This window comes from Zobellia laminariae, from assembly GCF_030553095.1.
In the GTDB taxonomy this organism is placed as follows: Bacteria; Bacteroidota; Bacteroidia; order Flavobacteriales; family Flavobacteriaceae; genus Zobellia; species Zobellia laminariae.
On record NZ_CP130738.1, the window covers coordinates 4893822 to 4916562 of the forward strand.

Annotated in this window: 23 protein-coding genes and 1 pseudogene; 21 read left to right on the forward strand and 3 right to left on the reverse strand. The window is 33.5% G+C overall.

Features of this window, described 5'->3' with window-relative positions; genetic code table 11:
- Positions 1-48 precede the first annotated feature (48 nt).
- The 21 genes and pseudogenes from Q5W13_RS23505 to Q5W13_RS23595 all read left to right on the forward strand — a co-directional run bounded on the left by Q5W13_RS23505 (position 49) and on the right by Q5W13_RS23595 (position 19423).
- The gene (locus Q5W13_RS23505) at positions 49-987 is read left to right on the forward strand and encodes an ATP-grasp fold amidoligase family protein (RefSeq protein ID WP_304444764.1); all 939 of its coding nucleotides are present in this window, start codon (positions 49-51) and stop codon (positions 985-987) included.
- A gap of 334 nt (positions 988-1321) precedes the next feature.
- Complete coding sequence (locus Q5W13_RS23510; protein ID WP_304444765.1) at positions 1322-2197, forward strand: O-antigen ligase family protein; 876 nt, start codon at positions 1322-1324, stop codon at positions 2195-2197.
- An 18-nt stretch (positions 2198-2215) separates the two neighbouring features.
- Positions 2216-3103, forward strand: coding sequence for a glycosyltransferase (locus Q5W13_RS23515; RefSeq protein WP_304444766.1), 888 nt, complete (start codon positions 2216-2218; stop codon positions 3101-3103).
- A 333-nt stretch (positions 3104-3436) separates the two neighbouring features.
- Positions 3437-5287: an asparagine synthase (glutamine-hydrolyzing) gene (gene asnB, locus Q5W13_RS23520; protein WP_304444767.1), complete on the forward strand. Its 1851-nt coding sequence runs from the start codon at positions 3437-3439 to the stop codon at positions 5285-5287.
- Between the two features lie 23 nt (positions 5288-5310).
- Positions 5311-5943: a glycosyltransferase gene (locus Q5W13_RS23525; RefSeq protein WP_304444768.1), complete on the forward strand. Its 633-nt coding sequence runs from the start codon at positions 5311-5313 to the stop codon at positions 5941-5943.
- On the forward strand, positions 5912-6451 hold the full coding sequence (locus tag Q5W13_RS23530; protein WP_304444769.1) for a glycosyltransferase: 540 nt from the start codon (positions 5912-5914) through the stop codon (positions 6449-6451). The genes Q5W13_RS23525 and Q5W13_RS23530 overlap by 32 nt, the downstream gene beginning before the upstream one ends.
- A gap of 45 nt (positions 6452-6496) precedes the next feature.
- Positions 6497-6901, forward strand: coding sequence for a glycosyltransferase (locus tag Q5W13_RS25575; RefSeq protein ID WP_368662360.1), 405 nt, complete (start codon positions 6497-6499; stop codon positions 6899-6901).
- Positions 6902-6984: 83 nt separating this feature from the next.
- On the forward strand, positions 6985-7641 hold the full coding sequence (locus Q5W13_RS25580) for a glycosyltransferase (protein WP_368662361.1): 657 nt from the start codon (positions 6985-6987) through the stop codon (positions 7639-7641).
- A 186-nt stretch (positions 7642-7827) separates the two neighbouring features.
- Positions 7828-8452, forward strand: a pseudogene (locus Q5W13_RS23540) (sugar transferase).
- 23 nt (positions 8453-8475) lie between these two features.
- Positions 8476-9468, forward strand: coding sequence for a glycosyltransferase (locus Q5W13_RS23545; RefSeq protein ID WP_304444770.1), 993 nt, complete (start codon positions 8476-8478; stop codon positions 9466-9468).
- Entirely contained in the window at positions 9465-9911 is a 447-nt protein-coding gene (locus Q5W13_RS23550; protein ID WP_304444771.1) for an ATP-grasp domain-containing protein, read from the forward strand. Before Q5W13_RS23545 ends, Q5W13_RS23550 begins: the two co-directional genes overlap by 4 nt.
- Before the next feature lie 79 nt (positions 9912-9990).
- Entirely contained in the window at positions 9991-10437 is a 447-nt protein-coding gene (locus Q5W13_RS23555) for an ATP-grasp domain-containing protein (RefSeq protein ID WP_304444772.1), read from the forward strand.
- Positions 10421-11077, forward strand: a complete 657-nt coding sequence (locus Q5W13_RS23560; protein WP_304444773.1) for an HAD family hydrolase — start codon at positions 10421-10423, stop codon at positions 11075-11077. Before Q5W13_RS23555 ends, Q5W13_RS23560 begins: the two co-directional genes overlap by 17 nt.
- A 295-nt stretch (positions 11078-11372) precedes the next feature.
- Complete coding sequence (locus tag Q5W13_RS23565; RefSeq protein ID WP_304444774.1) at positions 11373-12425, forward strand: GNAT family N-acetyltransferase; 1053 nt, start codon at positions 11373-11375, stop codon at positions 12423-12425.
- Positions 12426-12432: 7 nt separating this feature from the next.
- Complete coding sequence (locus tag Q5W13_RS23570) at positions 12433-13680, forward strand: GNAT family N-acetyltransferase (RefSeq protein WP_304444775.1); 1248 nt, start codon at positions 12433-12435, stop codon at positions 13678-13680.
- A 140-nt stretch (positions 13681-13820) separates the two neighbouring features.
- Positions 13821-14669, forward strand: a complete 849-nt coding sequence (locus Q5W13_RS25585) for an MBOAT family O-acyltransferase (protein WP_368662362.1) — start codon at positions 13821-13823, stop codon at positions 14667-14669.
- Positions 14666-14896 carry an MBOAT family O-acyltransferase gene (locus tag Q5W13_RS25590; protein WP_368662363.1) on the forward strand — a complete coding sequence of 77 codons (231 nt, stop codon included), beginning with the start codon at positions 14666-14668 and terminating at the stop codon, positions 14894-14896. Before Q5W13_RS25585 ends, Q5W13_RS25590 begins: the two co-directional genes overlap by 4 nt.
- 307 nt (positions 14897-15203) lie before the next feature.
- Positions 15204-16169 carry a hypothetical protein gene (locus Q5W13_RS23580; protein ID WP_304444776.1) on the forward strand — a complete coding sequence of 322 codons (966 nt, stop codon included), beginning with the start codon at positions 15204-15206 and terminating at the stop codon, positions 16167-16169.
- A gap of 53 nt (positions 16170-16222) precedes the next feature.
- The gene (locus Q5W13_RS23585) at positions 16223-16399 is read left to right on the forward strand and encodes a hypothetical protein (protein ID WP_304444777.1); all 177 of its coding nucleotides are present in this window, start codon (positions 16223-16225) and stop codon (positions 16397-16399) included.
- 173 nt (positions 16400-16572) lie between these two features.
- Positions 16573-17403, forward strand: a complete 831-nt coding sequence (locus Q5W13_RS23590) for a GNAT family N-acetyltransferase (RefSeq protein WP_304446569.1) — start codon at positions 16573-16575, stop codon at positions 17401-17403.
- Between the two features lie 313 nt (positions 17404-17716).
- Complete coding sequence (locus tag Q5W13_RS23595; RefSeq protein ID WP_368662364.1) at positions 17717-19423, forward strand: HAD family hydrolase; 1707 nt, start codon at positions 17717-17719, stop codon at positions 19421-19423.
- 348 nt (positions 19424-19771) lie between these two features.
- On the opposite strand, the gene Q5W13_RS23600 is transcribed toward Q5W13_RS23595, so the two are convergent.
- From Q5W13_RS23600 to bshA, 3 genes are all read right to left on the reverse strand, one after another.
- Positions 19772-20950, reverse strand: coding sequence for an OmpA family protein (locus Q5W13_RS23600; RefSeq protein WP_304444779.1), 1179 nt, complete (start codon positions 20948-20950; stop codon positions 19772-19774).
- A gap of 121 nt (positions 20951-21071) precedes the next feature.
- Positions 21072-21515, reverse strand: a complete 444-nt coding sequence (locus tag Q5W13_RS23605; protein WP_304444780.1) for a hypothetical protein — start codon at positions 21513-21515, stop codon at positions 21072-21074.
- 1 nt (position 21516) lies between these two features.
- Positions 21517-22662 (reverse strand): N-acetyl-alpha-D-glucosaminyl L-malate synthase BshA, encoded by a 1146-nt coding sequence (gene bshA, locus Q5W13_RS23610; protein ID WP_304444781.1) that lies wholly within the window; start codon positions 22660-22662, stop codon positions 21517-21519.
- Between the last annotated feature and the right edge of the window lie 79 nt (positions 22663-22741).

Genomic DNA, 22741 nt, shown 5'->3' on the forward strand with positions numbered 1-22741 from the left:
TCATCTATTCGTTACTAATGGTGAAACAAATTTCAACTTAGAAAAATTATGAATTCTTTCATTTTAAAATTTTATCATGGCACTCTTTTAGGAAATGGACTTCGTTTCATATTCCACTCCTTAATAAACAGTTTTCCTGACAAACAATTTCAGAAATACCGTTATTTTAAAAACATGGGCAAAAAACTAAGGTTAAACCCACCAAATACGTTAAATGAAAAAATATGCTGGTTAAAGCTGAATGATCGTACCCCACTACACACACAATGCGCAGACAAGTATGCTGTTAGAGATTACGTTATTGAAAAAATAGGATCTGAATATTTGGTGCCTCTCTATTTTCAAACAGAAAACGTAGAGGATATATGCGATGAAAATCTGACTTTAACTCCTTGTATAATAAAAACGAACCATGATAGTGGAGGGGGTATCTTTATTTACGAAAAACAAAATATTAACTGGGTAGAGGTTCGGTCAGAATTAAAGGAAAGATTGTTACATAATTACTATGATAAATATAGAGAATGGCAATATAAAAACATTAAACCTTCAATAATAGTTGAAAAATTATTAATAAATAAAGAAGGTGCCATCCCATTTGATTACAAATTACATTGTTTTAATGGTAAAGTCAGAATGATTCAGGTTGATATGGGAAGGGGGACCAAAAAACATTATAGAAATTGGTACGATATTAACTGGAACCGAGAACCTTACAAATGGTCTTCTCCCAAGCAGAACGGGGAACAGACCGACCCTAGCAAAGAAGACATTGCAAAACCTGATACATTTGATGAAATGGTTCTCTTGTCAAATAAACTTTCCGAACCTTTCGATTATGCCAGAGTTGATTGGTACGATGTAGATTCAACATTATATTTTGGAGAAATAACATTTCATCATGATGGAGGTACCAAACCAATTTTACCTGAAGCATGGGATTTAAAACTAGGTCAAGAGTTGGAATTAACAACATATAAAAGTTAGTTTTGTTTTAAGACATCAATCTTTAATAATTATTTTAATCTAGCGTTGATAACATTTTTAAATGAGAATTTTAGAATTCATAAAATATATTCTTTTATTTCTATTGTTATGTAATATTCCTGCTTACGCCTTGGTTTATTACGGACCAAGCATAGGAGTTGCAGCAAGTTATCTGAGTTCCCTACTGCTTTTGGTTTATTTTATATTTTCTAGACCCAGTCAAAAGGCAGCGCTTCCTTTCGTATTATTTGGTTTAATTTTTTTTTGTTTTAGTAGTTTTAACTATACAGAAGTTGATACGACAAATTTTTTTATCAAAGAGTCTTCACGATTCATGATAGTTGTTATATGCTCAGTACCTCTCCTAGCCCATTCTAAAACTAAAGATTTCTTTATTATTTTACTTATTGGCGCATTCAGTATTATTGGAAATGCCATTTTATTTCCTGAAACAAATGCTGCCCACAATTTGGTTATTGGGAGGTTTAGCGGATTTTTCTTAAACCCCAACTATGCAGGTTCTGCATGTCTAATTGGTTTTGCGCTAACATATCGATTAAAATCTAAGTTATGGATGCTCTTAGGGCAGTTCATTTTTACTTTGGGTGGTATATTAACATTATCCCGTACGTTCGTTATCGTATGGTTACTAATTAACATGATTGCTATAGTAAGAAGTAGAAAAAATCTTATGGCTCCCTTGATTGGTATTAGCGTCTTAATTATAGTGTTTACTTTTACCGACACTAAAATTTTTGCGAGTAACCGTTTTTCAGCCCTAGAAAGTTTTTTTGGAGATGGTCCCGTAGAAACAGAAACATTACAAGAAGACTCTAGAACCGCTACTTGGGCTCTATACTATGATTTAATAATGGACAAACCCTTTTTAGGTCACGGCTTTATGAAGTTCCAAAAGCATAACGCTACATTACCCGGTATTCACAATACCTATCTTTTAGTTTTGGGAGAAGCTGGTATTTTACCCTTTGTTCTATTTGTATTCATATATTTATATTTATTATTAAAAAGCTACAAAAATTTCAAGACGAATCCAGAGTTACTTTATATAATATTAATTGTTATGCTTTCAATGGCCGCTAGTCATACTTATTTTTTTATTTTCAACAACTTGCTTTTCTCTATCTATGTTTATATTAAATTAAAATCCTTATCATCTGTTAAGTCTCCCGTATCACATAAAATTTACTAAAAAACTAATTTTTACATAGTGAAAAAAACAATTTTATTTATTTTACCAAGTCTTGGAACAGGCGGTGCGGAAAAAGTTCTCTGCTTTCTTGCTCAAAATCTTAATAAAAATTTGTTTTCTTGTAGTATTCTAATAACAGGCAAAAAGACAAATAATAGTTTCTCTACGGGGGAAACTTGCGTGACATTCCTAGGAAAAAATAGAGTGCTATCATCTGTACCCGACATTTTCTTATTTTTAATTAAGCAAAGACCAGACATTGTTTTTAGTTCCATTGGGCATTTAAACACTGTTATGGGTTTGTTATCTCCATTATTTATAAAAACAAAATTTATTATACGTGAAGCTAGTGTGGTTAGCGTTATGCAAAAGTTTGCTGTCAAAAACGTATCCGGCACTAATTTTCTATCTAAATGGGCATTTAATAATGTAGATAAGGTGGTGTGCCAATCAACTGATATGGCAAATGATTTTAAAGCTTTATATAATATAAATGACAGCAAAATTGTAGTCATTGGAAATCCTATTACAAGTGAGGTCGCTTCCGTAAATAATAAAAAATGTGAGATTCCAAACAAATTTATTACAATAGGAAGATTAAGTAAAGAAAAAGGTCATAATCGAATTTTGAAAGTTTTAGCAAGGTTGGAAAGAGATTTTTCTTACCTAATCATTGGCGATGGACCTGAACGTAAAAATTTAATTAAACAAATAAACACTTTAGGTCTATCGGATAAAATTACTCATATTACATATACCGATAATGTTGATAAATATTTATGCGAATACGATTTATTTTTACAAGGGTCGTATGTCGAAGGTTTTCCTAATGCTGCTCTAGAAAGCTGTGCTGTGGGAACTCCTGTTTTAGCTTTTACTGCATGGAGGAACCAAAGAAATAATTGAGAATGGTAAAAATGGTTTTATAGTTGAGAACGAGGATGACTACTTTAATTGTCTGAATTCAGAAAAAAAATGGAGCCGTGAGTCCATTCAAAATTCAGTTTTTTCAAAATTCAGCTCACAAATTATTTTGGAAAAGTATCAAAATCTCTTTACTTCAATAAGTTGACCTTTATTTTGGATTACCTACAATATAAATATGATTGACCTGTTTATATAGAAGTTGTAATATTTTGTGTTTTTTACTAATTACAACTACACATTTTACAAAACTGGAATTAATCTAACAGGCCTTAAATGGTTTAGCTTAAATTTGTTTCTCAAAAAATTCAATTTATGTGCGGAATTTACGGGACTACAATACCTTATAAAGAACAAGAGGTAAAAGAAAAATTAAAAAGGACAAGCTTCCGAGGTCCTGATCAGATGGGCCTAAAATCCTACGAAAGCACTCTTGGGGTAATTACATTCGGCCATAACCGTCTATCAATCATTGATCTTGACTCTAGGTCAAATCAACCTTTAGCATATGAAAAAAATATACATATAGTATTTAATGGTGAGATTTATAATTTCAAAGAAATAAAAGAGAGTCTTAGTAAAAAAGGATATCTATTTACAACAACAAGTGACACAGAAGTTATTTGTGCGGCTTATTTAGAATATGGAGAAGAGTGTGTCAAACATTTTAACGGAATGTTTGCCTTTGTGATTTTTGATGCAACCAAACAGTTACTATTTGGTGCAAAAGACCGTATGGGGCAAAAACCCTTCTATTATTATTTAAATGGTAAAGATTTTGAATTTTCTAGTCAAATATCCTCTATTGCCCTATTTAATTCGAACCTAACAATCTCCAGAAATAGCATTCAAGAATTTTTAGCATGGAGTTCTGTCCCTAGCCCACACTCCATATTTAATGAGGTGAAAAAACTGGAAGATGGCCATTCTTTTACATTTGACCTTCAAAACGGGATATTTAAAGAGAAACAGTATTGGGATATTAACTACCTAAGTTTACCTGAATATAGAGGGTCATTTTTATCTGCTCAAGAACATCTAGAGAAACTGTTGAGTGATGCTACTAAAATTAGACTCTTCGCAGATGTGCCTGTCGGTGTGTTTTTATCTGGGGGAGTAGATTCATCATTGATTGCAGCATTAGCCACAAAAAGTACTTCTAAAAAAATTAAAACATTTTGCGTTAGATTTAACGAAAAAGGATTCAATGAAAGTCCTTATGCTCAAAAAGTTGCTGATTATCTAGACACTGAACACGAGGTAATTGACTGTGATTATAAAGAAGGTATCGACCTGTTAGATAATTTCTCGTTTTACTATGACGAACCGTTTGCTGATGCTTCCGCAATACCCTCAATGCTTTTAGCAAAACATACGAAAAAACAAGTTACTGTAGCTTTGTCAGGAGATGGTGGGGATGAAGGTTTTCTGGGCTATCATCGATATAATTGGATAGACAAAATAAATTTTTTTATGAAATTCCCTTATCCAATTCGCAAACAAATGACTAAATTAATAAGTGCAGTACCTAATTATCGCTTTAAAGTGGCTGCAAATGTAATCGACTCTAAAAACATTGAAGAAGCATATCTAAAAACTATTTTTTCCCCTAATCAATCTTGGATGAGTACTCCAAATTCAAACCCTCAATTTGAAGAACTTAAATATTTGATGAATAGCAACAAAAATATTTATGAACGTGCGGCTAATTTTGATATTAAAACATATTTGAATTGGGATATTAATCAAAAAGTCGATCGTGCAAGTATGGCTTATTCTTTGGAAACAAGATCTCCTTTTCTTGATTATAGGGTTATGGAATTTGCACAAACACTACCCACTTCATTTAAATATAAATCAGGAAATCAAAAAAAAATTTTAAAAGAAATATTATACAAACATGTTCCCAAATCAATTTTTGACAGACCAAAAGCCGGATTTGCAATGCCTTTTAAAGTTTGGTTTCGCGAAGATTTAAAAGAATATGTACTTGACCAACTTTCTTTAGAAAACCTAAATTCTATCTATAGTATAAAGCCCGAAGTTATTTCTTCAATGATTGAAAGTCACATGAATGGTACTTGGAATCACTACCCTCTAATTTGGAAACTCTTAGTCCTTAAACAATGGCTAGATAAAAATGGACAAGGTTTTTCAATTCAATAGCTGGAAGATATATCTTTAAAAAAATGACCATATCCATTTTAATTTATTCCATGGCCGGTGGCGGAGCCGAGCGGGTAGTATCATACTTATTACCCTACTTAGCGAAACAGGGGGATATCGTTCTTTTGGTACTAATGAACAACACTATAAGCTATGATATACCCAAAGACATTCCCATACACTATTTAGAAAATTCAAAAGGAAACGAAAACGGTATTCTAAAACTAATAAAATTACCTTTTCTAGCTTATAAATATGCTAGGCTGATTAAGAAATTAGAAGTCACGCATTCGTTCAGTTTGCTTACCCGGCCAAACTATATCAATACCATATCAAGATTATTTACCTCATTGCCCCCAAAAACAATTATAAGTGAACGATCTTTTCCTAGTCTTCAATATGGCTATGGTAATTCTCAATCAAAAATAAATAATTGGCTAATTTCTAAGTTATATCCCAAAGCAGATTACATTCTTTGCAATTCACAAGGAAATGCAGACGATCTCATTACTAATTATAGTATTGATTCCAAAATAATAGATGTGATTTATAATCCTGTAGATATAGAGAGCATAACAAAAAAGCAAGCAGTCATCTCTTTTTTTCGACCCCAATTATTTCAATATGATCACCATAGGGAGGCTCGACGCTGGTAAAAATCATGAACTATTGATTCGTGCTCTACAGAACATTCCGCAAGCTAGATTATATCTTTTAGGTGCCGGCGTCTTGTTAGGACATCTTATTGAATTAACAAAACAATTAAACCTACAAGATCGTGTATTCTTTCTAGGTTTTGACAACAACCCTTATCAATACCTAAAAGCTGCCGATTTATTTGTCTTTGGCTCTAACCATGAAGGTTTTCCCAACGTTCTTTTAGAGGCCATGTGCTGTAAATTACCTATTTTAACAACAAATTGTAAATCTGGCCCCAGCGAAATCATGAAGCTTGAAAAGCCTATTGAAAATGATATCATGATAACACCTTATGGTATTTTGACTCCTGTAGGCGATGTAACTACAATGGCAAAAGGCATGGCTTACTTCGTAGAAAATCCAGACTATCTAACATCTTGTAAAACCAACGTTCTTGAACGAATAAAAGATTTTCGCAAAGAAGGCATTTTAAAAGCTTACGAATTAGCTTTATCTAAACAATAAAAGGCCTTTACATATAGTTTTATTGGTGCAAACACCTTCTTAATTATGAAAAGAAAACTTTTCCGAATCGCCGCTTTACCAGGTTCTCTTGCTGTTCTTTTGAAAGGCCAGTTGCGGTTTATGAATAATCATTTTGATGTTACCGGTGTTGCTTCTGAGGGTTTTCAACATGAAACAATAAGAGACAATGAAGGCATTAATACTATAGTTGTCAATATTGATAGAAGAATAAATGTTTTGGTAGACATCAAATCACTTTATCAACTTTTTATTCTTTTTAGAAAAGAGAAACCGTTTATTATTCATTCTATTACACCAAAAGCCGGCATGCTAAGTATGGTAGCGGGTTATTTAGCTGGTGTTCCTCATAGGCTGCATACATTTACAGGACTCGTTTTTCCTACACAGACTGGATTGATGAAAAAAATGCTAATTTTTTCGATAAGATAATCTGCTTCTGTGCCACCAATATATATCCTGAAGGCCAAGGCGTCAAAAATGACCTTATTCAATATAAAATCACTAAAAAGCCCTTGCACATAATTGGTCATGGCAATGTAAACGGAATAGACCTATCTTTCTTTGACCCCAAACTTTATCCTGATAACAAACAAAAAGAAATACGCAAGAGCCTAAATATTGAAAAGTCTGATTTTGTATGGTCTTTTGTAGGCCGTATTGGATTTGATAAAGGCATTGAAGAAATGATTAATTCGTTTGTTCAAATACAAAAGCAGTCTAAAAACTCTAAACTGTTACTCGTAGGCCCCTATGAAAAAGATATCGACCCCCTACCAGAATCGATAGAGAAAGAAATTAAAGAAAATGCTTCAATAATATCAGCAGGTTGGCAACAGGACGTTAGACCTTATTTTGCTATTTCTAACATATTTGTTTTCCCTAGTTATAGAGAAGGATTCCCTAACGTATTACTTCAAGCAGGCGCTATGGGTATATATAGTATTGTCACTAATATTAATGGTTCTAATGAGATAATAGAAGATGGTCTAAACGGCGTCATCATACCTGTAAAAAATACAGAAGCATTAACAAAAGCTATGGAAGATTGTTTAAAAAATTCTTCAAATTTTCAAAATGCAAACGAGAAATACCGCGAACTAATTTCTGAAAAATATAATCAGGATTTTGTCTGGTCAAAACAATTAAAAGAATATGAAAAATTAAAATAAAAGTAGCGTAATCAGTTAATTTGATTGAAATTAAAATGTTTAAAAAAAATTGAAGTTTATTAATAATAGTAAAAGCAAAGTACCAATCAAAACTGCATTTTAACAAAAAACCAAGTACTTAGTCTATATCCAAATTTAGTAGTTACTTTTATAGCTATTTTGCAGCAGTTATTACATCTTTTCATGATTTACCGACATTTTTTTAAGAGACTAATAGACTTTATAATGGCACTGTCAATTTTGACCTTAGCTTCGCCTATAATACTTTTGGTCATTATTTTTTTAGGAATTGCGAATCGTGGTAGCATATTCTTTATCCAACAACGTCCTAGTAAAAATAGTAAGATATTTAAAATATTGAAGTTCAAAACCATGAACGATAAAAAAGATGCTTCTGGCAACCTTTTACCTGACGAAGTAAGACTTACCCCTGCAGGCAAATTTGTTAGAAAAACATCGCTTGATGAATTACCCCAATTACTAAATGTGCTTAAAGGAGAAATGAGTCTTATTGGTCCACGACCACTATTAGTTTCTTATTTGCCTCTTTATAATGAAAATCAAAAAAGAAGACACGAAGTAAAACCCTGGTATAACAGGATGGGCCCAAGTAAATGGTAGAAATGCAATTTCTTGGGATAAAAAATTTGAATATGACATCTGGTATGTTGACCATTTGACTTTTTTAGTAGACATTAAAATACTACTTATGACGGTATCCAAAGTCCTAAAAAGTGATGGTATTTCTTCAGATACGAGTGCTACAATGGAATTATTTACAGGAACAGGAAAAAGCGAATTATGCGATTAAGTATTATTATACCATGTTACAACATGGAGTTGTACTTAAAAGAATGTGTTGACAGTCTTTTGGATCAACAAATGAATAGTTCAGATTATGAGATAATCATCGTAAATGATGAATCTAGAGATAGTACGCTACAAATTGCGCAGGATTATGCCGGTAAGCATTCGAACGTAAAAGTCATAGACAAAAAAAATGCTGGGGTTGGTGCTGCAAGAAATTCTGGGTATGACTCAGCTACTGGAGAATATATATATTTTTTAGACCCTGATGATTATGTTGCACAAAACACCTTACCTATTTTGCTCGATGTTTGTTCGAAAAACAATCTTGATATTTTAACTTTTGTAAGTAAATCTGTGGTGAGCAAGCCTTACCCTTATTCTAAAAATATAGATTCTTTAGATATTAATACTGATTTAGATATAAAGGATGGTATAACTTATATAGCAGATAAAAAACACAAAAACGAAATTTGGTGGTATTTAATAAAACGAGACTTCATTAAAAATACTGGTATTCGTTTTATTGAAGGTAAATGGATGGAAGATGCCATACTAACTTCTGAATTATTCTGTCAGGCCAAAAGAATGGCTCACACTACTTTAGACGTGCACAGATATCGCATTTTACCAACATCGGCTATGCGAAATAAAAGTCCTGAGCACTATAATAAAGTAATTTACGACAATGCGAATGCTGCCCATGTATATGATAAATTAATTGCAACAATACCAAGTAACCATCCAAATGCAGAAGCCTGCATTAACCGATTAAAAACAAGACAACAATCTTTTGTTTTTTTTCTTATGGTTCGTTTAATGAAATCAGATATCTCGGTTTCGGAGATTCCGGCAATGTTATCAGACTTTGAAAAAATAGACGCTTACCCATTAAAGAAATTCATAGGAGAAGATTATCACGGAATAGGCTATTCATGCTTGATTTTCGTATTTAATAGAAAACCTTTGATAAATCCGTTCATAAAGATGTTCCGATCTTTTTATACTTTAACACAATGAATATCCTCATCTCTTCTGCCGGTAGGCGCGTGTCTCTGGTTAGAGCATTTCAAAAAGAACTTAAAAAGCTATATCCTGAAGGAAAGGTTTATGCTTCTGATGCAGACCCAACCCTTTCAGGTGCATGCCAAATAGCCGATGGCTATTTTAAAGTACCCTTTGTTACCCATCCAGACTATTTTAATGTTTTAATAAAAGAATGTAAAAGCCGTAATATAGGCTTACTGATTCCAACTATAGATACGGAACTATTGCCATTGGCACAAAATAGGTTGCTTCTGGAAAAAAATGGAATCGTTCCTGTTGTAGCTTCAACTGATTTTGTTGGTAAATGCAGAGATAAAAGGCAAATCCACAAATTTTTTGAAGAACATAACGTTGCCGTAGCTAAAGAGTTTACTAAAAAAGACTATACCCCTACCTCTATTTATCAAACCAATTGATGGTAGTAGAAGTATAGATACTTATCTTATTAAAGACCAAAAAGACCTGACTGATTACCATTTTGAAAATGATAAACTAATGTTCTTGGAATATCTTGATCATGATGTTTACAACGAGTTTACTTGTGACCTGTATTACGGTAAAGACAACAAGTTAAAATGTGTGGTACCCCGTAAGAGAATTGAAGTTAGGGATGGTGAGGTTTATAAGGCTTTGACCGTAAAAAATCTTCTTGTTGATTATATTAAGGAGAATCTAGGGACCGTAAATGGCGCTGTAGGGTGTCTTACCGCTCAGTTTTTTGTACATAGTACAGAAGATAAGATACGCGCTATTGAAATCAACCCAAGGTTTGGTGGTGGTTATCCCCTATCCTATCTATCGGGTGCCAATTATCCAAAATGGATTATAGAAGAATTTGCTCAAGGAAAACAAATAGAAGAAAGTTTTGATTGTTGGGAAAAAGACCTTCTTATGATGATAAGATATGATGACGAAATTTTAGTACATGGATATAAAGGTTGATGAAAAAACGGTTATCGTTTTTGATTTGGACGATACGCTCTATAACGAATTGGACTATCTAAGGTCTGCTTATTGTGCTATAGCCAAAGAACTGAATCCAAAACAGTGGGAAAATCTTTTTGCCCAAATGTTCTCTATGTACAGAAATAAAGAGAATGTATTCCAATATTTAGCGGCTACTTTTAAAGTGGAAAAAGAGCTATTAATAACGCTGTATCGCAATCATAGCCCATCAATCATTCCATTTCAAGGTGTTCTTCCTCTCCTAAAAGCTATTAAAGATAAAAAAGGTAAACTAGCCATAATTACGGATGGCCGAAGCAAAACACAAAGAGCAAAGCTCAATGCTCTTGGCATTACAGACTACTTTGACAAAATAGTAATTTCTGAAGAACTGGGTACTGAGAAACCAGATGCCAAGAATTACCTTTCCATAGAACAGACTTTTACAGGCTATACATGTTGTTATGTTGCCGACAATGTTAGAAAGGATTTCATTGCGCCAAATAAACTAGGATGGGACTCTATAGGGCTAATTGATAACGGACGAAACATTCATAGTGATTCGTTTCTTTACTTTACTAAAGAGAACCTTCCCAAGACATTTGTCAAAAGAATTAGTGATATAAAAATCACATAGATTCCCATCGATTATTCTATCGATAGAATCAAAAAGTTAGTGTGCTTTTTTTTGTAAGTCACCATCAAAGCGGTAAATTTACAGTATTAATAATTAAGTATAATCCTTTGTAAACAGTGGGTTTAAGAACAAAAGAATATAATTGATTTTTAATCAAATGACTCCTATCTAAGGTCATTTGCTGACTATTACCTTTGAAAATTTTTATTACGGATATAATCCGTTTATTAAATCAAATCAAAACCGAACCACTGAAGCAGGCTTTATGGTCTCTTCGGATTTTTAATCAACCTCAATGATTGAAATCTTAACGGAAAGAAGTGAGTGGAACAACATTATTAAAACTGTTGAACACTGTGATTTTTACCACACCTACCACTATCACTATCTCTCAAAAGGAGAAGATGAAACTCCTATACTCATACATTACGAAGAAGAGGGTTCTAGTATAATCTTACCTCTAATGTTAAGGGATATTGAAGGAACAAGCTACAAAGATGTTACCTCAGTTTATGGTTATGCCGGTCCTTTGTGCAGTACTAAAAGTCTTAATTTCGAAAATACAAAGTTCAAAAGCGAACTAAAAAAGCTGTTTTTGGAACAGAAGATAGTTTCCGTTTTTTCTAGGCTTCACCCATATATTGATCATCAAGAAGAAATACTTGCCAATATTGGTGAAATTTCCAGTCCTGGCGAAGTAGTCTATATTGACCTCACCTTACCAATTGATTTACAACGTCAGCAGTATAGCAGTCGTTTAAAGACCTATATTAATAAATCTAGAAAAGTCTGTTCGGTTAGAAAAGGTACTTCAGAAGAAGATATTCGTACTTTTATAGATATCTATTATGAAAATATGCGCAGGGTAAATGCGGATGAAAGTTACTTTTTCAACGATCGTTACTTCTATCAATTCATGCTTAGTTCTTTTTTCAAGACAGAGCTTCTACTATGTGTTATAGACGAAACCAATGAAGTTATAGCTGGTGCCATGTTCATAAAGATGGATGACATTGTGCAATACCATTTATCCGGATATAAAGAAGAGTATTTAAATCTTAATGCCATTAAGTTGATTATTGATACGATGCGTATTAATGCAACCGAAGAAGGTTACAAGTATTTTAACCTTGGTGGCGGAAAAGGTGTTAAAAATGATTCACTATTCGCCTTTAAGTCTACATTTTCAAAAAATCACAAGCCCGCCAAATTTTGGAAGTACATTGTAAACCCTAAGGTTTATAAAGATCTTACCGAAAAGCAAAAGGAGTTTCTTTCTGACAGCACCAATGATGGCGAAAGCAATTTTTCCAGCGTATCGCCAAATACCCAAATCACATTAAGCTGAATTTCTTTTGATACAAAATAACCCATTTTTATCGGATACCTACACTTCTATTTGGTCAAAACATTTTGATCAGAGCAAGAAATCCATTAAGTTTAATTTTCTTAAAAACATTGGTTTTTACAGGCATGCAAGCCTACCGCTATACGTCAATTCAGGAAAAACCTTAACCAAGGGCATGGATTATAGTTTAGATTCTGAGCAATATTCAGACGACTATAAGAACAAGGTATTCCTGATTTATGACGTACCTGCTTATTTTAATACTAAATGGCAAGCACCTTCTGATTCTACTTTAAAACTCTACCGATCAAAGCAGTATCATGGTTTTTCTGTTGAGCTAGGACAATTAAGCAATTTTAACGAGTATATGCTCGCTACTTTTAGCAAGAGCAGTAGGTATAAACTTAACAAGTACAAAAAACGATTTGAGGCTTGTTTTGAGGTTTCTTATAAAATGTACTACGGCGAAATTACCAAAGAGGAGTATGATGTTGTTTTTGACTCATTTAAGGAATTGCTTACCAAGCGCTTTGATGACAAACAAATAACCAATAACAATCTTGATCCGGAAGAATGGCAGTTTTATTATGACGTTGCCTATCCTTTAATTCTAGAAAACAAAGCTTCATTATTCGTTATTTATGACGGGGCAAAGCCTATTGGCGTTACTCTAAGCTACCATTCAAATACCGTTCTTTTTGATGCAATCACTGTTTTTGATATTGATTACGCTAAATTTCATTTGGGTTCTGTTACCATCATGAAATTGATTGAATATTGCATATCCAAAAAAATAGAAGTCTTTGATTTTTCTAAAGGCTATTTTGATTACAAGACAAGATGGTCCAACAAAACCTATGATTTTGAATATCATATTTTATATGATTCAGCCTCCTTTACATCTAAAGCATTGGCCTTTGGTTTAAAGTCTTTTTTTGATTTTAAACAAAAACTGCGAGATAAAAACGTAAATGTAAGGCTACATAGGTTTACTTATAAACTTAAGAATCGTAAAGCAGAAGTTAAGACAGCTGAAACCCAATTTAAGTTTGATGATATCTCTACGGAACCAATCCCAAATGAACTTGTAGAAATAGATTTGAACTTAAATGAAAACCATAAAATAAAAACCCTAGCATTTGAGTTCTTATACCTGAACGATGAATGTTCTGTAAATCTCAAGGCTTTTACAGATGCTGATAATCAATACTATTTTATAGGGAAGACTAAAAAAGTAAAGGTCTCTGCAACGTAGTTTCATTTAGGCGTATTCAGGTTAATTATAAAAGAATGATTTTTAACTAAAATTAGATAACAGTGCTATTCAATTCGCTTGATTTTTTGATTTTTCTTCCGGTGGTATTCGTGCTGTATTGGTTCGTTTTCAAAAAAAGCTTGAAGATTCAAAATCTATTGGTTATAGTTGCCAGTTATGTCTTTTATGGCTGGTGGGACTGGCGTTTTCTTATTCTTATCTTTTTAAGTACCGTCTTAGATTTTTTGGTTGGTCAGCAAATTTTCAAGAACCAAGATAACAAACAGAAAGCTAAATATTGGCTGTGGGTCAGTGTGGCTTTCAACTTGGGGCTTCTTGGCTTCTTTAAATACTTCAACTTCTTTATTGATTCATTTATTGAGTCCGTAAACGCGTTAGGGTATAACATAAAAAGTGTCTGGACGCTCCGTATCATTCTGCCTGTGGGTATCTCGTTCTACACATTTCAGACCATGTCATATTCATTTGACATTTATTACAAAAAACTTAAACCTACCAAAAATTTTGTTTCGTTTGCGGCTTTTGTGGCTTTCTTTCCACAGCTGGTTGCAGGACCTATTGAGCGGGCTTCCAATTTATTGAACCAAATTAATACACGCCGTGTTTTCAAATACGAACAGGCTACAAGTGGTTTAAAATTAATTCTATGGGGATTTTTTAAAAAACTAGTTATAGCAGATTCGCTGGCACCTATTGTAGATGATATTTTCACCAATTATACAGATTACTCTGCCTCTTCCTTAATTTTGGGCGTATCACTATTTAGCTTTCAGGTATACGGAGATTTTAGTGGTTACACAGATATTGCAATAGGTACGGCCAAACTCTTTGGAGTAGAACTGATGTCTAACTTTAAGTTTCCCAACTTTTCACGGAATATTGCCGAGTATTGGCAAAGGTGGCATATATCGCTCAGCACTTATGGTTCAGGCACTACCTATATATTCCTATGGGTGGTTCAAGGGTGAGCAAATTAAAATCATTAAGGAACATTGCTGCTATTTTCCTAGTCAGCGGGCTATGGCATGGAGCAAACTGGACTTTTGTTTTCTGGGGAGGGATTCACGCCCTTCTCTATATTCCTGTGTTTTTGATGGGAAGAAATAGGGTCTACGCCGATAATGTACTTGCGGAACGCACATGGCTTCCGAGTATTACCGAAATTTTTCAGGTACTTTTGACGTCTCTTTGGTAACTTTTTCAAGAATATTTTTTAGATCTCCATCTTTATCCTATTCCTTTGATTTTATTAGGCAAATAGGAAATAAATTTTATTACGAACCTTATATGCACCCCATGGGGTATAGAATGTTCGATTTTTATTTACTGGTAGCCCTATTTACCGTTTATGAATATTTGATTAGAAGAGATGAGCGAAATCCATTTAAATTTAGCTCTCCAATAGTCCGGTTTCTGTTATATACGCTCGTTATTATGAGTATATTGTTGTTCTATGACGATGGTGTAAACCGTTCATTTATTTATTTCCAATTTTAATTAGGATGAAAAAATTTATTCTAAAATCAGTTTTATATATTCTCCTAATCCTTCTATTATTAGAAGTGATTGTTAGGGTGTTTCACCTATATACAGAAGATCCTCCAAGATTTATTGATGAATATGGAGTAGAAAAACGGGTACCCAACCATGATGGATATGCAGTTACAGGTAATAGAAATCAGAACTACTCAAAATTTCATATTAACAAAGCAGGTTTTAATTCATTTAGAGAATTTACGCCTTCGGCCGATAAATATGAAATGGCTTTAGTGGGAGATTCCTTCATTGAAGGCTTTCACCAAAACTTCTCTAACTCCATTGGTAAACAAATTGAAAACCAAACAGAAGGTGTTGAAGTATATGAGTATGGCTATGCAGGTTATGATTTTGCCAATCAGATGCATTTGGTTCACGCCTATGAAAAAGATTTTCAGCTTATAGATCAAATCGTTTTATACCTGAATTATGAGAACGACTTAAGTCGTGCGGTTTATGAGCCAAACACAGGCCGCATTAAGATGCTTTCTTCTACCATATTCAAAATAAGGGACAACATAAAATTATTGGCCTATGGTAGTAAAATTGGGATTGTGGAGCCATTAAAAAAACTTGCTCAACGTGGCGTAGCTTTCAATGAAACAGAAAAGGGCTATCAAACAAACGAATTGAAGGATAGTGAGGAAGAAAAACTGAAGCAAGATCAAAAGCGAATAGCTAATTTTAAAAGCTTAATTAACCTTTACGGTTTTGATAAAACTAAAACCAGCTTGCTCCTTGACAGTAGAAAAACTAGCGAACGCTTTTTAGATTTTTGCCGTGACAACGGGATAAAATATATAGACTTTTCATCTAGTTTTGAAGAATCTAAAAAACCTACAACTCTAATATATGATCATCATTGGAACGCCCATGGCAGAACAATTATAGCCAAGGAGTTGGCCAACTATATAAAAAAGCAAAAAAATTAGTAAGCGGTGAACAAAATTTTCGACTTTTACCAAAGTTGATTTTCACCCCTATTATGAATTCCACAAATTTCTTTTTTGACGCCTATACCAAAGAACAACTGCCAACTTATTACAGGCAACTACAGAACCGGTATACTAACGATATTATATTCAACAATACCAAAGACGAAGAGTTTCAACTTCCAGAATCGGCTTTTGTGGTTAAAGATGTACCGATTATTTTAAAGTAACTACAAACGAGCTTCCAAATAGTATAGCGTGCCAGACCATAAATCAATATCATGGTTTTCTTATAAATTTTGAAAACGTACCCTCTTTAAGTGATTATCTAAATGAACGGTTCGGAAAATCTAGCCGTTACAAACTACGGCGCGAGCAAAAAAAGCTAGAGCAGTGTTTTAACATACGTTATGAAATGCATTTTGGTGCCATAGATAAACCGGAATATGATTTTATAATGGACGAATTCTACCGTTTACTAGAGCTACGTTCACTAGAGAAAGGCATAAAAGACAATATAAATCTAGCTACGCAAGATTTCTACAGAGCTAATGTCTATCAAATGATTCTTGATAAAAAGGCTTCATTCTACATTATCTACAATGGAAAAATGCCCATAGACATCTGTCTAAACTTTCACATGAAAGATGTTATATTTCAATATATACGCACCTATGATATAGACTATTCTAAATTCAATACTGGTTACACAGATTTAATGAAACAAATAGAATGGTGTATCGCCAATCAAATAAAACTCATCACGTTTTCTAAAGGAGACTTCTACTGGAAAAGACGTTGGTGTAATACGGTTTACGATTACCACTATCATATATTTTTCAAAAAGAGTTCTCTTAGCGGACGGTTAAGAGCCAAATCATACTATATAGCTAAAGCATTAAAACAATACGTTAGAGAAAAAGGACTGATTGAAAAATATCATGAATTTAGATCTAAAAGCAAACGTTCCAAAAAAGTGAATGTAGATTCATCTGCTATTAAACACAAGAGCATTCCCTACGAAACGGAGATTAAGAATATTGAAGCCGTAGATTATAAGAATGAGAAATTCGATTTTCTAAGACGCACTATTTACGATTTTCTTTATGAAAGCGATGAAAAACAGTCGGAAATTACCGTTTATTCAATTTTGGACCAACCTAAATCCTACTTAGTTATAGGAAAAAAGAGTAAAATAGTGCTTTTTAATACTTCGAATATGACAACTTTATAAAATAAAACACCGAAAAAACTACCTTTTTTGACTCGGTTTTGCGCTTCATCGAATATTTTCTTAATATTTTCTTAAAAAACGTCCGAGCACTACGCTTCGTCGTATATATTCGCAGTTAAACCCCGTAAAGAGAACATCGTGGCCCAGTCAAAAAACAAATCCCTGAAATTGAATATGAAATTATGGTTCGCTGAATTGAAAGAAGATATTATTCTTTCAATTTATCACCGTTCACCAATCATTTTTCTTCTATTTATTCGTTAGACTTCTTAATTAAAAGATTTTTTTTTAAAATTTTACCTAATTAGTCCCATTGATAAACCTAAAGCGCAGAATTGCGCGGTTTCCTAATCGAAAAATTCTTTTTACAGATTTTTTTGACACCTTAGTTCACCGCAATGTACACCCTAATTACGCCATACGTTTGTGGGGTAAATTTATGGTTAGAGAACTTGGAATGAGCTTCTCTTCTGAGAAACTTTTTACCATTAGGAATGAGTCTTTAGCCTATTTAGGAAAAAAGCAGAATAAATCTACTTTAGAAGTAAAGTATAAAGATGTTATAAGAGAGGTATATAATAGATTGGTTAATACCGGAAATCTTAATAACGTTCCTTTTGCCAAATTTAAAACACTCTTTGAGAAAGCCGATTATATTGCTGAAATCTCCGTTCAGTTCAAGAATGAGGAATTAATTGATATTCTATCTTATTACAAAGAAAAAGGATATCTAATCTACTTACTATCGGACTTTTACCTTTCTAAAAAAGTTATTATAAAAATTTTAGAGCACCATAAAATGGAGCATCTCTTTGATGATGTTTTCATTTCAAGTACCGTAGGAGAAAGTAAAGCCAAGGGTGGTTTATACCCATATGTCCTAGATAAAACAAATACAGACCCTAAATCTGTATTGATGATTGGAGACAATAAAAAAAGTGATGATATTAATGCTTACAAGTATGGAATAGAGTCCTATCACTTAAAACATTTTTCTCATAAATTTAGAAATAAGAGAAATCTATTTGGGTCTGATAAAAACGATTTTAAAAAGGTGTGCCATACCATCAAAGAAAGGTGTTTTGAAAGTGAGCATCAGTTTAGTGAATATATAATACACTTTTATTTTTTCACAGAAAGGTTGTATATCAATGCTAAAAGAAACGGAAATAAAGACCTTTTCTTTTTGGCTAGAGAAGGGCATTTTTTAAAGCAATTGTTTGATTCTTATCAGGAAATGAACTTGTTTCAAGGTGAGGAAAAGATAAATACACACTATTTAAAAGCCTCGCGGCAATCTGCTACCCAACTGGCATTACGTCCTTTACCTAAAGAGGGTTTTGAAAAGTTGTTGAAAAAGTTTGGTGATATGTCTTTACAACATTTCCTAGACTGGTTCCCTTTTTCAGATTCAACAAAGAATGGAATTATAAATGATATTCCATTTCCTAAAGATGAAACTATTCCAGACTTTTTTAAGTCACCTGCAATGGAACATCTTAGAAATAACATAGCTTTTCAAGATGCATACGCTAAGAACCGAGAGACGCAGAAAGATGCTTTTATAAAATACTTAGACTCTTTTGGAGCTAATTACGAAGAAGAGGGTCTAGCACTGGTAGATGTAGGCTGGGGTGGCACTATGCAAGAGAGCATTTATAAGTTTTTTAAAAAGAAAACACCTGTTACTGGTTATTATTTAGGACTTAAGGAAATTTATAATATAGAAAAGGATACCAAAAGATATGGTCTCAACTTTTCAATATATCCAAACCATGACTTTTCTGATGACATTCTCATGGCCAATGGGCAGCTTTACGAGCAATTACTAGCAGCTCCACATGGCAGTACATTATCTTATAAGTTTGCAGACGAAGGTGAGTCCCCAACAGTAGAATATCACGAACCTAATGAGAAAATGGTTTACGATAAGTTTATTGGTTCTACTCAAGAATATATGTTTTTAGAATTTAAAAACTGTTCACTCAACTGCGCGCAATTGACTATACTCAAGAAGTAACGCAGGAATACTTGACGGATATGGCCCTAAGAACAGGTATATTCACTACTAGAAAGAAGCTTAAATTCATAAGAGAAATAACAAAGGGATTTTACCAAAATGTTGGTGAAAATAAGGTTGGACTTGAGTATAATCCCAACCACATCAGTATCTCTAAAGTTGGTCTTATAAAAACCTTTGTGAAATCTCCAGAAAAAGTTTTTCGCTATTTAGTGAAGATAAAGCCGTTCTTATTCTATAGAGGCTATTATTGGCTCTCTTGGCCGGTAAATTTAACATACTACTATATTAAACTCAACTTTTGGGCTAAAAGAAAATGGCTGAAAAAAGGCTTAATCTCATAGAGTTTTAAAATTTGGTAATTTCAAATTCTGATCGTCTATTTTCTTGATGCTTTTCTTCTTCGCAAAAGGTATTGTCATCACATTCGTTTAATAAATGTGTTTCGCCATAGGCCCCTGTTTGTAGACGACTAACATCAATTCCTTTTTTAACAAGATACTCCTTGGTATGGTTAACTCGACGTTCAGACAACCAATTATTATACTTAGATGTCCCTCTTGAATCTGTGTACGAACTAATTTTTAGTTCTAATTCTGTATGTTTTTGTAAAACCAACGCTAAACCATCTAGCACTTTTTTGGACTTTACATTTAAATAAGAAGAGTTCAAGTCAAAATAAGCCAACCCTAAGGCGTCTATTTCTCTTTTAATATCCAGCTCACGTTGTTTTTTCGCATCTACCTTAGCCTTTTCTGCTGCGGCTAAACTAGCTTCTTCCCTTTCCTTAGCTAAACGCGCGGCCAAAGCAGCTTGCTCCTTTTCTCTTTGTACAGAAGCAATAGAGTCTTGCTCTTTTTGACGCTTTTCAGCCATTTCTTCAATCAGAGCCAACTTTGCCTCTCCCTTTTTTGACAACCCTTTTTCTATACCAAATTGATATACAATACCTGCAGCATGCTGCAAATGGTTAGTTGCATTATCATTATTAGCAGCCCATTTTCCAGAAGAACTAAAATCAAGACCAATCCTATCTGAAAACCAAGTTCTAAACCCCACTACTGCATTGTATGTAGCACGTGATTGGTTGTTAGCTTCTGTATAACCGGCTCCAACACCCAGATAGGGATCAAACCAACCAGTCTCACCTATAAGTTTATTCAAGTCATATGTTAACCTTGCGTCTAAACCATAATAAGCCGTTTCCTCAAGATTGGTTCCTCCATCTATAAATTTTCCAACCTTATATTTATTATAACTACCAATGGCTTCTACACCAATACCGCTTTTAAAATAACGGCCAATACTTACCCTAGATGGATACGCAAGTGTGTTCCATTGTTTTCCAAATGAAAATAATTCATGAAATACATCTCCTGAATCATCTACGATGTTGTAGCCTAAGCCAAACATCCATGAGCTTTTAACGAGACTGTCTTTTTCGGTAAGTCGTAATTCTTCTTGTGCTTGCAACAAGTTGAATGAAACACATAGCAAAAGAACCATATAATGGGTAAAGGTTTTCATAGCAATTAGATTTGGGTGTTCTAACTACAAAGTAATGACTATCAAACCAATAAGCCCAAAGTACACTTTGAACGGTAACAATAATCGGTAGTCCGCTAGATTTATAGAATCATTAACAGAACTATTTCAGGATAATTTCCTTTTCGGTAAGTGGTAATTTATAAACTGAAAATGGTGTAGTAATAGCTGTAGATGTCCTTTCTTGACTTTCATTCTTGACACCAAGGACAAGGTCTGTTTCTGACTCATTCGCTACAAAAAGTCTAGGTTCAAAAGAATTTTGTCGTTTTCCTGCACAATAGATAACAAGCATTTCTTTGGTGAAGTCTATTTGCGGAACTGGTAATCCCGGTTTCCGAGTTCTATTTACTTTGGAATAGAATTCCTGCAGGGTCTTTACATCTGTAATGACCACAAATTCTTCCACATCAGAGCCACTATAATTATCCTTTTCAATAAGTTGCAATTGATCTGGGGTTTGTGCCGCTCCTTCATTTCCCACCCCTTTCTCTTGTCCTTTACAAGATGAAAACAGTAGTATTAGAACTAAAAGAATGGATTTCATATTAACTGTAAGATTTATCAAACCTAGCCTTATATGCTTTTTCATAAAGTGCTTCATAAAGAGGAAGTACCTTCATAATATCAAAACGCTCAGCAGATTTTACCGCATTTTTCTTGAATTTTTCTAAAACAACATCGTCCTTTAAAATGACAAGAGCGTTTTTGGCCATATCAGCTACATCGCCTACATCGCTTAAAAAACCGGTAATACCATCTTCATTTACCTCGGGTATTCCACCAGCATTACTGGAAATAACAGGTACTTTGTTAATCATTGCTTCCAAAGCGGCCAAACCAAAACTCTCTGATTCTGAAGGCAATAAAAATAAATCTGAAAAGCATAGAATTCTATCTATTTCATTACTGTTACCTAAAAATATAACCCTATCAGAAATGCCTAATTCTTCGCATAACCTTTCGGCATTTTCTTTTTCGGGGCCCTCTCCCACCATCACCAATTTTGCAGGAATTTCTTTCTGTATGCGATTGAAAATCTCAATTACATCTGGAATACGTTTTACTTTTCTAAAATTACTAATATGGGTAACTATCTTTTCATTGTCTTCTGCCATCAAAGAACGTTGGCAATCCGTAAAAGAAGTACTGTAATTAGATTTATCTATAAAATTAGGAACAACTTCTATTTCCTTCTTAATATCGAAAATCTCTAAAGTATGTTGTTTCAAATTTTCCGAAACAGAAGTAACCACATCAGATTGATTGATGCTAAAAGTAACTGCTGGTTTGTAAAATGGATGTTTACCTACTAAAGTAATATCTGTTCCGTGCAATGTAGTAATCATTGGAACGTAAATTCCTTCTTCTTCTAGCATCTTTTTTGCCATGTACCCTGCATACGCATGAGGTATAGCATAATGAACGTGAAGTAAATCTATTTTATACAACTTAATAGTATCTACCAACTTACTGGACAACGCCAACTCATAGGGCTGATACTTGAACAATGGATACTCAGGTACATGAACCTCATGAAAGTAAATTTTGTTACCCAACAGCTCTAAACGAACAGGCTGTTTATAGGTTACAAAATGCACTTCATGACCTCTATTGGCCAAAGCTATTCCAAGTTCTGTGGCTACTACACCGCTGCCCCCAAACGTAGGGTAACAAACTATTGCTATTTTCATTAATCAAATTTAGCTAAATCTATAAAGTAAGTCGGTAAAAGTCCTTTTTAATTTCAAGACAGGTCTTAGATATTTAAAA